Source organism: Amycolatopsis sp. NPDC051045 (genome assembly GCF_040682955.1).
GTDB lineage: Bacteria > Actinomycetota > Actinomycetes > Mycobacteriales > Pseudonocardiaceae > Amycolatopsis.
The window spans coordinates 57,088-71,616 of the sequence record NZ_JBFBCC010000032.1 but is presented as its reverse complement, the minus strand read 5'-3'; the positions used below and the strand labels follow the sequence as shown (position 1 = coordinate 71,616).

At 70.1% G+C, this 14,529-nt stretch carries 13 protein-coding genes, 1 tRNA gene and 1 pseudogene; 6 read left to right on the top strand and 9 right to left on the bottom strand.

The window, feature by feature from the left end:
• Window positions 1-165: 165 nt before the first annotated feature.
• The 4 genes from AB0M80_RS40330 to AB0M80_RS40315 form a co-directional block, all read right to left on the bottom strand.
• The gene (locus AB0M80_RS40330) at window positions 166-522 is read right to left on the bottom strand and encodes a DivIVA domain-containing protein (protein WP_364575464.1); all 357 of its coding nucleotides are present in this window, start codon (window positions 520-522) and stop codon (window positions 166-168) included.
• A gap of 168 nt (window positions 523-690) precedes the next feature.
• On the bottom strand, window positions 691-1,008 hold the full coding sequence (locus AB0M80_RS40325) for a DivIVA domain-containing protein (protein ID WP_364575462.1): 318 nt from the start codon (window positions 1,006-1,008) through the stop codon (window positions 691-693).
• 21 nt (window positions 1,009-1,029) lie between these two features.
• Window positions 1,030-1,623, bottom strand: a complete 594-nt coding sequence (pth, locus tag AB0M80_RS40320; protein WP_364575460.1) for an aminoacyl-tRNA hydrolase — start codon at window positions 1,621-1,623, stop codon at window positions 1,030-1,032.
• 56 nt (window positions 1,624-1,679) lie between these two features.
• Complete coding sequence (locus AB0M80_RS40315; RefSeq protein WP_364575458.1) at window positions 1,680-2,279, bottom strand: 50S ribosomal protein L25/general stress protein Ctc; 600 nt, start codon at window positions 2,277-2,279, stop codon at window positions 1,680-1,682.
• Between the two features lie 365 nt (window positions 2,280-2,644).
• Here AB0M80_RS40315 and AB0M80_RS40310 point away from each other — a divergent pair, with 365 nt between their 5' ends.
• Window positions 2,645-3,739: a hypothetical protein gene (locus tag AB0M80_RS40310; RefSeq protein ID WP_364575456.1), complete on the top strand. Its 1,095-nt coding sequence runs from the start codon at window positions 2,645-2,647 to the stop codon at window positions 3,737-3,739.
• 98 nt (window positions 3,740-3,837) lie between these two features.
• The gene (locus AB0M80_RS40305) at window positions 3,838-4,479 is read left to right on the top strand and encodes an NAD(P)H-binding protein (protein ID WP_364575454.1); all 642 of its coding nucleotides are present in this window, start codon (window positions 3,838-3,840) and stop codon (window positions 4,477-4,479) included.
• Between the two features lie 185 nt (window positions 4,480-4,664).
• Here AB0M80_RS40305 and AB0M80_RS40300 read toward each other — a convergent pair.
• From AB0M80_RS40300 to AB0M80_RS40280, 5 genes and pseudogenes are all read right to left on the bottom strand, one after another.
• A pseudogene (locus tag AB0M80_RS40300) lies at window positions 4,665-5,531 on the bottom strand (TIGR03621 family F420-dependent LLM class oxidoreductase); the annotation flags it as partial.
• Between the two features lie 61 nt (window positions 5,532-5,592).
• A complete protein-coding gene (locus AB0M80_RS40295; protein WP_364575452.1) occupies window positions 5,593-6,573 on the bottom strand; it encodes a ribose-phosphate diphosphokinase in 981 nt (326 codons plus the stop codon).
• Window positions 6,570-8,042, bottom strand: coding sequence for a bifunctional UDP-N-acetylglucosamine diphosphorylase/glucosamine-1-phosphate N-acetyltransferase GlmU (gene glmU / locus AB0M80_RS40290; protein ID WP_364575450.1), 1,473 nt, complete (start codon window positions 8,040-8,042; stop codon window positions 6,570-6,572). The genes AB0M80_RS40295 and glmU overlap by 4 nt, the downstream gene beginning before the upstream one ends.
• Before the next feature lie 254 nt (window positions 8,043-8,296).
• Complete coding sequence (locus AB0M80_RS40285; RefSeq protein ID WP_364575448.1) at window positions 8,297-10,045, bottom strand: GGDEF domain-containing protein; 1,749 nt, start codon at window positions 10,043-10,045, stop codon at window positions 8,297-8,299.
• 34 nt (window positions 10,046-10,079) lie between these two features.
• Window positions 10,080-10,151, bottom strand: a tRNA-Gln gene (locus AB0M80_RS40280).
• 206 nt (window positions 10,152-10,357) lie between these two features.
• Here AB0M80_RS40280 and AB0M80_RS40275 point away from each other — a divergent pair.
• From AB0M80_RS40275 to AB0M80_RS40260, 4 genes are all read left to right on the top strand, one after another.
• Window positions 10,358-11,323, top strand: coding sequence for an acyl-CoA desaturase (locus tag AB0M80_RS40275; RefSeq protein WP_364575446.1), 966 nt, complete (start codon window positions 10,358-10,360; stop codon window positions 11,321-11,323).
• A 95-nt stretch (window positions 11,324-11,418) separates the two neighbouring features.
• Window positions 11,419-12,012, top strand: a complete 594-nt coding sequence (locus AB0M80_RS40270) for a TetR/AcrR family transcriptional regulator (RefSeq protein WP_364575477.1) — start codon at window positions 11,419-11,421, stop codon at window positions 12,010-12,012.
• 714 nt (window positions 12,013-12,726) lie between these two features.
• A complete protein-coding gene (locus AB0M80_RS40265; RefSeq protein ID WP_364575444.1) occupies window positions 12,727-13,428 on the top strand; it encodes an SDR family oxidoreductase in 702 nt (233 codons plus the stop codon).
• A 174-nt stretch (window positions 13,429-13,602) separates the two neighbouring features.
• Complete coding sequence (locus AB0M80_RS40260; RefSeq protein ID WP_364575442.1) at window positions 13,603-14,487, top strand: serine hydrolase; 885 nt, start codon at window positions 13,603-13,605, stop codon at window positions 14,485-14,487.
• Window positions 14,488-14,529: the final 42 nt, after the last annotated feature.

The following is a 14,529-nucleotide window of genomic DNA, read 5'->3' as shown; positions in this document are numbered from 1 at the left end:
GCACCCGTGAAGGCTTGTCGAAGAAAGAGATCATCCGCTGCCTCAAACGCTACATCGCCCGAGAGCTCTACCAGCTGATCACCACAAATGATCTTCAACGGAGCTCTTGACCTCCATAGGAGCATCCCCCCGGGCGCCCCAAGGCCACCTCGGGGCGCTCCGGGGTCAGCGTTGCTGGACGCGGATCGCCCGGATCGTCGGCGGGGCGGCGCGTTCGGTCGTGGCTTCCGGGGCCGTGCGGGCGCCGGGGAGGTCCAGGGCCTGGCCGGTGCGGGCGGCGAGCTGGTCCTCCACCGCGTCGAGGAACTCGTCGACTTCGCGCTCGTCGTAGCCGCGCTTGCCGATCAGCGGCTTCGAGAACATCACGTGGTGCACTTCGGCGGCGGTCAGGTCGTCCTCCTCGGCCAGCGTCTTGGCGATCCGCCGGACGAACTCGTCGACCTCGTGCTTCGCGTAGCCGCGGCGGCCGATCGGCGCGTTACCGAAGGTGACCTCGGCGAGGTCTTCGGCGGTGAACGACATGGAACTCTCCGATTCCGGGTTGGGCGGGTACGAACTCCCGTACACCGTCCTAACCCCTGAACAGGCTCCCCGAAAGAGGACAGGCCCCAAGCTCACCCCGACGGGCGGGCGCGCGCCGCCTTCGGGTGAGTGTGCGCTACCGAGCGCTGTGTGGCCGGCTTCACACCGTCAGGGCCGGCCGAACCACTTCCGCGGGCTTTGCGGCGGCTTCTCCGCCTCGATCACGGGCCGCGGGTTCCGCAGCTCCACCAGGGCCGCCTCGGCCTCGTCGAGGAACAGGTCGACCTGGGCCTGGTCGTAGCTGCGCATGCCGACCGGCATGATCGTGAACTCGACGTAGTGGATGTCGTCGGGGGTGAGGATGTTCCGCCCGGCCAGCGCCTCCGCGATGAGGTCGAGGAACGCGTCCACTTCGTCCTCGTTGTAGCCGCGACGGCCGAACCGGGGTTTGCCGAAAGCGATCGACCGGACTTCGTCGGGGGTCATGGCTTCACCTCGCCACCCATGTCAGCCCGCGTGGAAGGAGTTCTGCGCGGCCGCGAGCCCGGTGCCGATCAGCGCTTCGGTCGCGTCCGCGCACCGGTCCACCTCCAACGGGAGTTCTTTGCGCTCGACCGTCGAAAAGTCCTTCAGCACGAAGTCCGCCGGGTCCTGACGGCCGGGCGGGCGGCCGATGCCGAACCGGACCCGGTAGTACTCGCGGGTGCCCAGCGACTTCGTGATCGACCGCAGTCCGTTGTGGCCGTTGTCGCCGCCGCCGAGCTTCAGCTTCAGCGCGCCGAAATCGACGTCGAGCTCGTCGTGCACGACGACGATGCCGGACGGCTCGACCTTGTAGAACCGCGCCGCACCGGCCACCGGCCCGCCGGAGAGGTTCATGTACGAACGCGGCTTCACCAGCACCACGCGGCGGCCGGCCAGCCGACCCTCGAGCACGTCGCCGCCGGTCTTGTGCGCCTTGAACTTGCCGCCCACGCGGGCGGCCAGCTCGTCCAGCACCATGAACCCGACATTGTGCCGGTTTCCGGCGTACTGGGGTCCGGGATTGCCGAGGCCGGCGAGCAGGATCAGCTCGCCGGCCCCGGGCAGGTCTTCGGTCACGCCCAAAACGGTAACAGTGGAGCGAAGCTCCCCCGTTGTGGTGGTGGGCAGGAAGGCTATTCGGCGGCTTCGGTCGACTCTTCGCCCGCTTCGGCGTCGTCGCCGGCCTCTTCACGCTGCGGCTCGTTGACGGCCACGACGAGCGACTCGGGGTCGGTGATCAGGGTTGCGCCCTGGGGCAGCTCGACCTGGCCGGCGAGGACCTGGGAGCCGATCTCGAGGCCCTCGATCGAGACCTCGAACTGCTCCGGGATGTGCAGCGCCTCGACCTCGACCTGCAGGGTGTCGACGTCCTGGTTGACCAGGCCGCCGGGGCCCGGGTTGCCGGTGACGACGACCGGGACGTCGACGACGATCTTCTCGCCGCGCTTCACGACGAGCAGGTCGACGTGCTCGATGTAGTTCTTGATCGGGTGCACGACGATGGTCTTCGTCAGCGCCAGCTCGTCGGAGCCCTCGAGGTCGAGGGTGATGACGGCGTTGGAGCCGTTCTCACGGACGACGCGGGCGAACTCGATCGCCGGCAGCGCGAAGTGCCGCGGGTCCGACCCGTGGCCGTAGAGGACGGCGGGGATCTTGCCGGCGCGACGCGTGCGGCGCGCGGCGCCCTTGCCGAACTCGGTGCGCGGCTCGACGGACAGACGTACCTCGGACACGGTGTGGCACTCCTTCAAATCACGAACATGGTGCGGTGAACAGCATGCTGCGGCGGGGGATGCGGGGTTGTTCTGTTCAGGCGGTGCGTTCGGCGGCGAGTTTCCGGGCGTGCACGACGGCGGGGGCTACTCGAGCCGCCGCGTCGATCACGCCGGGCACCCCAGAAGGGCCCCGCCTCGCCGAGACAACCTCAAGAGTGTAAACCAACCTCATCACGGTGGGTTGCGGCGGGTGCCCGGGCCAGGCTAGAACCCTCCTGAACCCCGGTGCGTGACGACACAAATCCGGTGGCGGGACGACGCCGGCCGAGGTGTGCTCGGTAGCGGGAGAGCAGGGGGCGAAAATGCGGGCTCGACGGAGCAGGGTGGCAGCGGTGCTGCTGCTGGGCGGGCTGCTGGCGGGCTGCCAGGTGGCGGTCGCCGGCACCGCCGGCGTCTCCGCGGCCGATCAGGCGACGGCGGACCGGCGCGCCGAGCAGCGCGCCGCGGTCGAGGCGGCTCTCACCGCGCTGGGCCAGGCGCCCGCGGTGGCGCTGAAGGCCACCGTCAAGGGCGCCGAGCAGCAGTTCCGGGTCACCCGCGGCGGCAACGCCGTCGGCGCGCTGCCGCTGGACGGCCGCGTCGTGCAGGTGACGGCCGCCGCCGGTCAGTTCTACCTGCAGGCCGACGCCGACTACTGGAAGGCGCACGCCATCGACGAGGGCACGCAGTTCGGCACGAGCTGGGTCCGCTCGCTCGGCTCCGAACTGCCCTTCGATCCGGCGGCCCGGTTCACGCCGCGGGCGCTCGCCGAAGGGCTGCGCAAGGCGCTGACCGGCCTCGACCGGCTGACCGAACCGGTCAAGGCGAAGCTCCCGGACGGCACCGAGGTCTACCAGCTCGGCACCGCGCCGAGCGTCCTGCGCGTCACGACGGCCAAGCCGAACCGCGTCGTCAGTTTCGCGCCGGCGCTGCTCGACCCGCAGGCCGGCCCGAAGTACGGCGCCGAATTCCAGGTCGCCGCGGTCACCGGGGACGCGCTGAAGACGTTCCACACCGACCTCGACAACACCGTCGGCGGGCTGGGGCAGCCGTTCGAAGGGCTGGTGCAGGCCGACGCCGTCGTCACGAACCAGGTCCTCGACTGCAAGGACTTCGTCGGCTCCTGCACGACGACGGTCGACATCTCCAACAGCGTGGTCGGCACGCCCGCGTCGGGGGAGAAGAGCGTCGTGCACATCTCCCTTTCGGTCGACGTCAGCGCCGAGTCGCTCGGCGCGCAGACCTGCACGGCGGCCGGAGACGCGGAGCCGTACGCGACGATCAAGCTGTCCTGCGCGGTGAAGTTCAAGCTGCCCAACCGCACGGCCAGCTACCAGGTGCTCTCCAAGCCGAAGGCGACGGCGGAGGTCCGCGCGGGCCTCGACGTCAACGCCGTCAAGCAGAAGGTCGCGGCGGAGTTCGCGAGCCTCGGCGGCTGACCTGGACACCTACCCCCAGGTGTGTTGCTCCCGTTGAAGTAGGTGATCTTCCGTTCCTACCATCGGCCCTACAGGCCGACGACGAACGAGGAGATCCAATGGCCAAGCTGGTGGTTTTCGGGGCGACGGGGTACGCCGGAGGCAAGATCAGTGCCGAGGCGCTGCGCCGCGGGCACGAGGTCGTCGGGGTCGCCCGCAACGCGGGTTCGGTCCCCGAAGGCGTCGAGGAGCGGCAGGGCTCGCTGCACGACGAGGAGCTGGTCGCGCAGGTGGCGAAGGACGCGGACGTCATCGTGGTCGCCACCCCGGCCCGCGCGATCGACGGCAAGAAGCTGATCGACGCCGTGCCCGCCCTGGCGCGGATCGCGAGCGAGAACGGCGCCCGGCTGTCATTCGTCGGCGGCGCGGCGAGCCTGCACGTGGCCGAGGGCGGCCCGCGGCTGTTCGACACCCCGGAGTTCCCGGCCGAGTACAAGGACGAGGCCGGCAACCACGCCGAGGTCCTCGGCCTGCTGCGCGAGCAGCCCGAGAGCCTCGACTGGTTCTACGTCAGCCCCGCCGCCGAGTTCGGTGCCTGGACCCCCGGCGAGCGCACGGGCGAGTTCCGGATCGGCGGCGACATCCTGCTGACCGACGAAAACGGCAAGTCGCACATCGGCGGCGACGACTTCGCGATCGCCTACGTCGACGAGATCGAGCAGCCGAAGCACCGCCGCGCGCGCTTCACCGTTGCCTACTGAGGCATTTCGGGGGTCCGGGTGGCGGAGCCCCCGGCCCGAGGCGAAGCCTCGGTTGGGCACTGAGGCATTTCGGGGGTCCGGGTGGCGGGGCCCCCGGCCCGAGGCGAAGCCTCGGTTGGGCACTGAGGCATTTCGGGGGTCCGGGTGGCGGGGCCCCCGGCCCGAGGCGAAGCCTCGGTTGGGCACTGAAGCTCGCGGATCACCGGCGCGAACGTCTCGAGGAACGGTTCGAAGACCGTGATGTACGAGAAGCCGTAGCGCTCGCGCCGGTCCTCCAGCTGTCCGGCGATCTCCTCGACCGTCCCCAGCAGCAGCTGCGGCGCGTCGAGGAGTTCGCCGACATCGCGCGCGGTGCTGCGTTCGGTTTCCTCGTGCCACGCCGTCGCCGCCGCCCGCCGGTCCTCGGTGACCACCACCCGCTGGATCAGCATGTTGTACTCGACCTCGCGATCCCCCAGGCGCGAGCGGAAGTGGGCGACGCGCTCGTCCATCGCCTCGGCGTTGTCGAGCTTGAGCGTGCCCGGCGGCTTGCCCGGCTGCTGCCGCAGGCCCGCGAACCCGACGACGTCCGCGTGCGCCGCGGCCAGGTCGAGCACGCCGTCGCTGTTGCCCGCGATGAGCAGGCGCGGGTGATCGATGCCCTCGTCGTCGAAGTGTTTCCGCAGGTAGCCGAGGCTTTCTTCGAGGTAGCCGATCCGGCCCGCGGCGTTCTGCCACGGCAGGCCGGCGGCGTCGAACTCGCTCTTCATGTGGCCGGCACCGAGGCCCAGATCCAGGCGTCCGTCGAGCAGCGCGGCCGTCGAGGAGGCTTCGCGTGCGAAGAGCGCGAGGTTGTAGAAGGGCACATTGGACACGAGCGTGCCCAGCCGCGGCCGCTCGGTGACGGCGGCCGCCATGGCGAGCACCGGGAACGGCGCGAACCGCCCGGTGCCGAGGTGATCGGGCACGGTGATGACGTCGTAGCCGAGCTCCTCGGCCCGGCGGCACTTGGCGATCCACGCGTCCCGGCTGCCGATTTCGCGGAGGCTGACGCCGAACTTGAAGTTCCCCATGCGCGGCACGTTAGCGCCGGAAACTTCCGCCGGGCGCGGAGTTCGCGCCCGGCGGAAGGGGTCAGGCGTTGCCGTCGAACAGGGAGGTGACCGAGCCGTCCTCGAAGACCTGCTGGATGGCTTCCGCCAGCATCGGCGCGATCGACAGGACCGTCAGGCCCGGGAAGCGCTTCTCTTCCGGGATGGGCAGCGAGTTCGTCACGATGACTTCGCGCGCCTTGCACGCCGAGAGCCGCTGGGTGGCCGGGTCGGACAGGATGCCGTGGGTCGTGGCGATGACGACGTCGGCCGCGCCCTCGTCGATCAGGGCCTCGGTCGCCTTCACGATCGTGCCGCCGGTGTCGATCATGTCGTCGATCAGCACGCAGAGCTTGCCCTCGACCTTGCCGACCACGCGGTTGGCCACGGCCTGGTTCGGCTTGTCCGGGTCGCGCGTCTTGTGGATGAACGCGATCGGGCGGTCGCCCAGCTGCTGCGCCCACTTCTCGGCCAGCCGCACGCGGCCCGAGTCCGGGGAGACGACCGTGATGTCCGCGTCGCCGTAGGTGGCCTTGATGTGGTCGGCCAGCACGGTCTGCGCCATCAGGTGGTCGACCGGGCCGTCGAAGAAGCCCTGGATCTGGGCGGTGTGCAGGTCGACCGTCATGATCCGGTCGGCACCCGCGGTCTTGAACAGGTCCGCGATCAGCCGCGCCGAGATCGGCTCGCGGCCCTTGTGCTTCTTGTCCTGGCGCGCGTACGGGTAGAACGGCATCACCACGGTGATCCGCTTCGCGCTCGCCCGCTTGAGCGCGTCCACCATGATCAGCTGCTCCATCACGTACTCGTTGATGGGCGTGGTGTGCGCCTGGATGACGAAGGCGTCGGTGCCGCGGACGGACTCCTCGAACCGGACGAACAGCTCGCCGTTGGCGAACGTGTGCGCCGTCTGCGGGGTGATCGTCACGTTGAGGTGCTCGGCCACCTCTTCGGCGAGCTCCCGGTGGGCCCGGCCGGAGAAGAGCATCAGGTTCTTCTTCGGCGTACCTTGCTTCGGACTCATGCTGGCGACTCCCCGTCGGTTCCTGCTGGTGAATCGGCATCGAGGGCGGCCTGGGCCGCCTCCGCCGCGGGCGTACCCGGCCGGCGCCGGATCGCCCAGCCTTCGATGTTGCGCTGCGGCGGCGCCGACACCGCGAGTGTGCCCGGCGGGACATCTTCGCGGATCACGGCACCCGCACCACTGTAAGCGCCGTCACCGATGTGCACCGGGGCGACGAAGGTGTTGTCCGCGCCCAACCGGACATACGACCCGATAACGGTCCGGTGCTTGTGCACGCCGTCGTAGTTCACGAACACGCTGGAGCAGCCGATGTTGCTGTGCTCGCCGATCGTGGCGTCCCCCACGTAGGTCAGGTGCGGCACCTTCGTGCCGGCCCCGATGTCGGCGGCCTTCGTTTCGACGAACGCGCCCAGCTTCGCCTTGACGCCCAGCTTCGTGCCCGGCCGCAGGTAGGTGAACGGGCCGACGTTGACGCCGTCGCCGAGTTCCGAGTCCGAGCCGTGCACGCGGACCACCGAGGCGCCCGCGCCGATCGTGACGTTCGTCAGCGTGCTGTCCGGCCCGACCGTGCTGCCCTCGCCGACCGACGTCGTGCCCTTGAGCTGCACGCCGGGCTGGATGACGACGTCACGGGAGAGGGTGACGCCGGCGTCGATCCAGGTCGTGGCGGGGTCGACGACGGTGACGCCTTCGCGCTGCCAGCGTTGCACGATCCGGCGGTTGAGCTCGGCGCCGAGCACCGACAGCTGGACGCGGTCGTTGACGCCTTCGGTCAGCCACGGGTCGTCGACGACCAGTGCGCCGACGTGGAGCCCGTCGCCGTTGGCGATGCCCAGCACGTCGGTGAGGTAGAGCTCGCCCTGCGCGTTGTCGGTCGACAGCCGCGAAAGGCCGTCGCGCAGCACGGCGGCGTCGAACGCGTACACGCCCGAGTTGATCTCGGTGATCCGCGCCTGCTCCGGGGTGGCGTCCTTGTGCTCGACGATCCCGGTGACCTTGCCCGCCGCGTCGCGCACGATCCGGCCGTAGCCGGCCGGGTCGGCGACCACCGAGGTGAGCACGGTGACCGCGTTCTTCGCCTCGGTGTGCTCCTCGAGCAGCGCGCCCAGGGTCGCGGTGTCGAGCAGGGGGACGTCGCCGTAGCTGACGAGCACGGTGCCGGTGACGTCGGCGGGCAGGGTCGCGAGCGCGCAGGACACGGCGTGGCCGGTGCCCTTCTGCTCGGCCTGCACCGCGGTGCCGACGGTGCGCCCGAGCGCGGTCCCGACCGCGGCCAGCTGCTCGCCGACCGCTTCGCGGCCGTGGCCGATGACCACCACGAGGTGTTCGGGGTTCAGGCCGGCGGCGGCCCGGACGGCGTGCTCGACCAGGGGCCGCCCGGCGATCGGGTGCAGCACCTTCGGCGTCGAGGAACGCATGCGGGTGCCTTCACCCGCGGCCAGGATCAACGTGCTCAGCGGGCCGGTCAACGGCGCTCCCAACGGTTACCAAAGGATGGCTTCTGTCGGGCTCAGATCCTAACTGTGCTGATTGCTGGCAATCCGACCGGCAGTCACGGCGGAAAGAGTGCCGGTCAGCGGGTTTGCTCCGGACCGTGTCCGCCTGCTTTCGGTCGGATTGCCAACTGTGCTGATTGTTGGCAATCCGACCGGCAGTCACGGCGGAAAGAGTGCCGGTGAGCGGCCCGCTCGCCGACCGTGTCCGCCTGCTTTCGGCCGGATTGCTAACTGTGCTCTTCGGCGTCCCACGCGGGGTCGGTGGGAGGGGCCTCGCTCGCCCACGCGGCGGCCGGGTCCGCGGCCATCGAGTTCGCCGACGCGACCTGGTTGCCGCCCCCGCGTTTTGCCTGGTACATGGCCGCGTCCGCGCGAGCGAGGACCTGCTCGCCGCGTTCCTGCGGCCGCAGCGAGACGAGCCCGATCGACAGCGTGACGCCGTGCGAGAGGTGGTGCGGCAGGTTCGCGACGGACTTCACCGCGCGGCCGAGCGCCATCTTCGCCGCGGACGCCGGCGTGCCCGGGAGCAGGACGATGAACTCGTCGCCGCCGTAGCGCGCCACCAGGTCGTCGCCGCGCAGGGCGTCACGAAGGGTGCTCGCGACGACACGCAGCACGTTGTCGCCTTCGGCGTGCGACTGCTTGTCGTTGACGCCCTTGAAGCCGTCCAGGTCGACCAGCGCGACCGCGAGCGGTTGCGCGTCGGCCGACGACGCGAGCTGGCGCAGCTTCTCGTCCAGTGCGCGCCGGTTCGGCAGGCCGGTGAGCGGGTCCTGCAGCGCCTGCTGGGTGATCGCGCCGTGCTCGGCGGACAGCCGTTCGTGCTCGCGGCGGGCGTTCAACGTGGCGATCTGCGACTCGCGCAGGCTCCACATCTCCGACTCCAGGCGCCGGGCGTAGTCGATCAGCGACTCGCCGGCGCCGGAGTCCGGCCTGGTGTCGAGCCGGGCCAGCTCGCGGGCGATGTTCAGCCGCATCGACGGCTGCGAGGTGTCGTCCGAGATGGATTGGCGGGTCTCGCGCAAGACCGTGAGGGCCTCCTCGCGGCGGCCCTCCTTGTCCAGGCAGCGGGCCAGCGCGATCGCGACGATCTCCCGGTCGTGCCCGAACGCGCGCTCGGTGTAGAGCTGCTTCAGCCGCTCGATGTGTTCGGCGCCCGGCTGGTTCAGCGCCGGCGCCGCGGCCAGCACGCCGACCTGGTCGATCGCCGCGACGTCGGCCTTGCGCGGGAACAGCGACTCGGCGAACGGGCCTTCGGCGGCGGCGCCCATCGACGCCGCGGTGCGGAACTTCTCGGCGCTCTCGTCGTACTCGTCGATGCGTTCCAGCCGCAGGCCCCAGCCGAGCAGCATCTTGATGCGGTTGATCAGCTGCAGGGCGATGTCGTGCGGGCTCGCGCTCTCGCGGATCGCCGCGGCGGCCCGGCCGATCACCTCCTCGGCCGCTTCGTAGACGCCGAGCTGGTTGAGCACCAGCCAGCAGTCGATCAGCGTCAAGGACAGCAGCCGGTTCCAGTTGCGCAGCCCGACCTGCCGGTCCGGGATGGCGGAGTCGTCCAGGATGGCCAGCGCCCTGGCGATCTCGGTGAGCGCGGCGTCTTCCTGCGCGGCGATCACGAGCCGGCGCCCGCGCAGCGCGTGCGCGTCGGCCCGCAGCAGGGCGATGCCGTGCCGCCGGGTGTGCGCGAGCATCTCGTCGAGCCGGGGTTCGGCCTCCGCGGCCAAGCCCTTGGTGACCAGCCGGGTCAGCGCGGACGAGCGCAGCAGCTGGGCCACGAGCAGGGGCTCACCGCGCCGCTGGGTCTCGTCGAGCAGCTCGTCCATCATCGCGACGATCTCGAGCTGCTGGGTGTATTCGTGCCGCTGGACCGCGGCGCCCAGCTCACGCGCGCGCCCGACGAGCCACGCGTCGGACATTTCGGCCAGCGCGGGGCGCCTGGTCGTCACCGGGTCGGTCGCCTCGTCGGTCAGCGCCAACCTCCCGGTGTCGTGGGTTCCGGTTCCTCTGCTGCTCCGCCGCCAGGATTCGAACCTGAACTGTCAGAACCAAAATCTGAAGTGCTGCCGATTACACTACGGCGGATCGATCCTGGTCAGGATAGCGACGATCGGGTGCCCTTCGCGAAGGGGATGCGTTAGGCGCCGCTTCGGCCGGGTACTCCCCTCCCGAAGACACGTGTGTGGGTTCAGGCACTCCCCAGCCGCCCGAACCTCCTGTACCGTAACTTACGGCATCGTAGGTTAGGTCACCCTTGGTAAAGGGTGATTGTGTAGGAAGAAGTGAAGCGTATGACGGCCACGCTCGACCGTTCTCAGTCCACCGGAGAACCTTCGGCTCCCAAGGGGCCCAAACCTGTCATCGACGGTACGCGCGGAATCGGTGTGCAGCTGTCGGTCTACTTCGGCGTGATCGCGCCGCTGGTGGCCCTGCTGGTCGCCGTGCCGTTCGCCTGGGGCTGGGGACTGAGCTGGGTCGACGTCGGCATCTTCGTGCTGTTCTACGCGATCAGCGGGCTCGGCATCACGGTGTCCTACCACCGCTACTTCACGCACGGTTCGTTCAAGGCCAAGCAGTGGCTCCGCGTGGTCATGGCCATCGCGGGCAGCATCGCCCTGCAGGGCCCGGTGATCACCTGGGTCGCCGACCACCGCCGCCACCACGCGTTTTCCGACCGCGACGGCGACCCGCACTCGCCGTGGGCGTTCGGCACCTCGCCGTGGGCCATCGCCAAGGGCTTCTGGCACGCGCACATGGGCTGGCTGTTCGAGCGCGACCAGACCAACGCCGAGCGCTTCGCGCCCGACCTGGTGAAGGACCCGGCGATCAAGAAGGTCGACGAGCTCTTCTGGCTGTGGGCCCTGGTCAGCCTGCTCCTGCCGGCGCTGATCGGCGGCTTGGTTTCGTGGTCGCTGTGGGGCGCGGTGACGGCGTTCTTCTGGGCCGGGCTGGTGCGCATCTGCGTGCTGCACCACGTGACGTGGTCGGTCAACTCGATCTGCCACATGATCGGCGAGCGCCCGTTCAACGCGCGTGACAAGTCGGCGAACTTCTGGCCGCTGGCGATCTTCTCGTTCGGCGAGTCGTGGCACAACCTGCACCACGCCGACCCGACGTCCGCGCGCCACGGCGTCAAGCGCGGCCAGATCGACATCTCCGCCCGGCTGATCTGGATGTTCGAGAAATTCGGCTGGGTGCACGACGTGCGCTGGCCGACCCCGCAGCGATTGGCCCGAATCGCCACGGAAAAGGGCTAGTCAACTAGGCTGCCCCGATGGCGGGGAGACGACGTTCGAAGCGAGAGCAGCAGGTCACCGGGGCGCGTCCGGCCGCCCCGGTGACCCGGGTGCGGATGACCGGGAGCGAGCGGCGTCAGCAGTTGCTGAACGTGGCACGGGCGCTGTTCGCCGAGAAGGGCTTCGACGGCACGTCGATCGAGGAGATCGCCCACCGCGCCAACGTGTCGAAACCCGTGGTCTACGAGCACTTCGGCGGCAAAGAAGGCATCTACGCGGTGGTCGTCGACCGCGAAACGCAGCTGCTGCTCGACCGGATGGTCTCGACCCTCCACGGCGGTCACCCGCGGGTGATGCTGGAGCAGGCGGCGACGGCGCTGCTGTCGTACGTCGAGGACTCCCACGACGGCTTCCGCATCCTGGTCCGCGATTCCCCGGTGGCGAGCTCGACGGGGACGTTTTCCACGGTGCTCAACGACATCGCGAGCCAGGTGGAGCACATCCTGGCCCAGCAGTTCGGCTCCCTCGGCTACGACGAGAAGCTGGCCGCGCTGTACGCACAGGCTTTGGTGGGCATGGTGGCGCTGACCGGCCAGTGGTGGCTGGACGCGCGCAAGCCGAAGCGCGACGAGGTGGCCGCGCACCTGGTCAACCTGGCCTGGAACGGCCTGTCCCACCTGGAGCACAAGCCGAAGCTCCGGTCCGTTTAGCGCGGAACCGGGTCGACGGCTCGACCTGGTCCTGCCACAGTTGCGGGTTATGGCCGAGCCTCTGACCGCCGCGGACGTGCAGCTCATGCAGGGGCTGGCGCAGCGCGTCACCGCCACCCGCCCGGACCTGGTGAACAGCGATGCGTCGTTCGGCGAGCTGGCCTGGAACTGGGGCAAGGGGCTCGCCGTCGAGGGCACGAGCCGGCGGCGCCGGCTGTGGTTCGCCGGCGGGGAGCTGGTGGCCTGGGGCTGGGCCCAGCTGCCGCGCCGGGCGCAGCTGTACGACGGGTCGGTCGAGGACATCACCGGCGCCTACCTGGCCTACCAGGTGCACCCGGACCACGCCGGCCTGATCGACGAGGTGATCGGCTGGTACGACACCACGGCAGCCGGCCTCGAGCGCACGGTCCTGCCGGGCGCCGCCGACGAATTCGCCCTGCAGCGCTGGGCGGCGCACGGCTACGAGCCCGATCCGGCCGATGGCTGGTCCCAGCTCAACGAGCGCGACCTCGCCGACGTGGACCGCCCGGAACTGCCGCCCGGATTCCGGTTCCGCACCGCTTCGGAGGCCGGGCCGGAAGCCGCGGTGCAGGCCCACGTGGACGCGTGGGCGCCGACGTCGTACACGGCTTCGTCGTACGAGGGCCTCCGGCAGGCCCCGGGGTACCGCGGCGACCTGCACATCCTGGTGGAAGCGCCGGACGGGACGATGGCGTGTTCGGCGGCACGGGCATCGGGTACGCCGTGGCGGCGGCCTTCGCCCGAGCCGGCGAGCGCGTCACGATCACCGGGCGCCGGGAGAAGGTGCTCACCGAAGCCGCGACGCTCGCGGGTGCGCGGCCCGTCGTGTTCGACGCCGCCGATGCCGTGGCCGTCGAAGCCGCACTGGCGGAGTTGCCGGACCGCGTCGACGTTCTCGTCAACAACGCCGGCGGTAACACGGATTTCCTCGACGGCGGCGGTGAAGCGGGCCTGGCCGGCTTCGCGGCCGCGTTCGAGCGGAATCTGCGGTCCAATGTGGTCAGTGCCGCACTGGTCACGCACGCGCTGCGCGACCGGCTCGCCGACGGGGCGCGGATCATCACCGTCGGCTCGATCGCCGCGCACACCGGCGCCGGGTCCTACGGTGCCGCGAAGGCCGCGGTCGAAGCGTGGAACGTGAGTGTGGCCAGGGAGTTCGGCCCGCGCGGGATCACCGCGAACGTCGTCGCGCCGGGACTGACCGGGGACACCGAGTTCTTCCACGGGCAGCTGAGCGACAGCCGCCGCGAATGGCTGATCGGCAACACGATGAACAAGCGACCGGGCACGCCGGACGACGTCGTGGCCGTGGTGACGTTCTTGGCGAGCCCCGCCGCCGGGCACGTCACCGGGCAGGTGGTGCACGTCAACGGCGGGGCTCACCTGGGTAAGTAGGGCGCAACGGCTGGGGCCAGGTGAGCGCACATCGGGGCCATCCGGCCGATGCGCGCGCTCCTCCCGGCATGGTTGTCCACCGGATGGCCAAAACAGACCGGCTCATCGGACGATACCGGCCGTCCTCCTCCGCAATAGCTTCGGATCGCTCACGGATCCGGCGGAGGTGGACTGTTGCTGAAGCAACTGAACAACGTGAAGGTGCGCGCGGGAATCGCCGTGGTCATCGTGATCGGAGGCTTGCTCACCGCAGTGATGCTCAGCAACGACTCCGGAAGCGACCGCTGGCGCGCCCAGTGCAGCTCGCCGCCGCCCGATCCCGCCGGCAAGCAGGCGGGTAGCGTCGCCGAAGCCAGGAAAGCAATGCTGAGCACGGGGAACGACCCGCGCCTCGGGATCGAGATCGTCGACCTGGAGGCCTGCGCGGTCGAAACGAGGTGGAAAGCCGACCAGCCGCAGCCCGCCGCGTCGGTGGTGAAACTGCTCATCGCGCTCGACCTGATCGACCGCTCCGGAGTGCCCTCGGGCAGCGAAGCGACGGCCGTCCACGCCATGCTCGCGGCCAGCGACGACCGCGTCGCCAGCCGCTTGTGGCAGCAGAACGGCGGGCTGGACATCATCCGGCGGCAGGCCGGGAAGCTGGGGCTCACGCACACCGCGCCCCCGGCCGACCCCGGCCAGTGGGGCTCCACCCGGATGTCACCGACCGACATCGTCACGATCTACCGGTACATCACCGCAAGCCTGTCCGAGGAAGGACGCGAGCTCCTCACTGCAGCGATGGAAAGCGCCCCGCGCAACGCAGCCGACGGTTTCGACCAGCACTTCGGGATCCCGCGGGCGTTCCCGGACGCGGCCTGGGCGGTGAAGCAGGGCTGGGGCAGTTCCGAGGCCCGGCGGGTGCTCAACACCACCGGCCTGGTCCGGACCGCGTCCCGTACCTACGCCGTCGCGGTGATGGCGTCCTGGAGCGACACCATCGACTGGCCCACCGCGACCACGGCACTGACCGCCGCCGTCAGCGCGCTGAAGGGTTCACTCAAGGCCGGCAAGGTCTGAACCGATCTGTGGATGCCGGTCCCCGGGTGCCAGGTCGGCGAT

Coding starts and splice junctions, on each gene's coding strand:
- AB0M80_RS40270 (WP_364575477.1), top strand. CDS start 11,419: ATGACCGGGAGCGAGCGGCGTCAGCAGTTGCTGAACGTGGCACGGGCG.
- AB0M80_RS40275 (WP_364575446.1), top strand. CDS start 10,358: ATGACGGCCACGCTCGACCGTTCTCAGTCCACCGGAGAACCTTCGGCT.
- AB0M80_RS40295 (WP_364575452.1), bottom strand. CDS start 6,573: ATGAGTCCGAAGCAAGGTACGCCGAAGAAGAACCTGATGCTCTTCTCC.
- AB0M80_RS40305 (WP_364575454.1), top strand. CDS start 3,838: ATGGCCAAGCTGGTGGTTTTCGGGGCGACGGGGTACGCCGGAGGCAAG.
- AB0M80_RS40325 (WP_364575462.1), bottom strand. CDS start 1,008: ATGACCCCCGACGAAGTCCGGTCGATCGCTTTCGGCAAACCCCGGTTC.
- AB0M80_RS40330 (WP_364575464.1), bottom strand. CDS start 522: ATGTCGTTCACCGCCGAAGACCTCGCCGAGGTCACCTTCGGTAACGCG.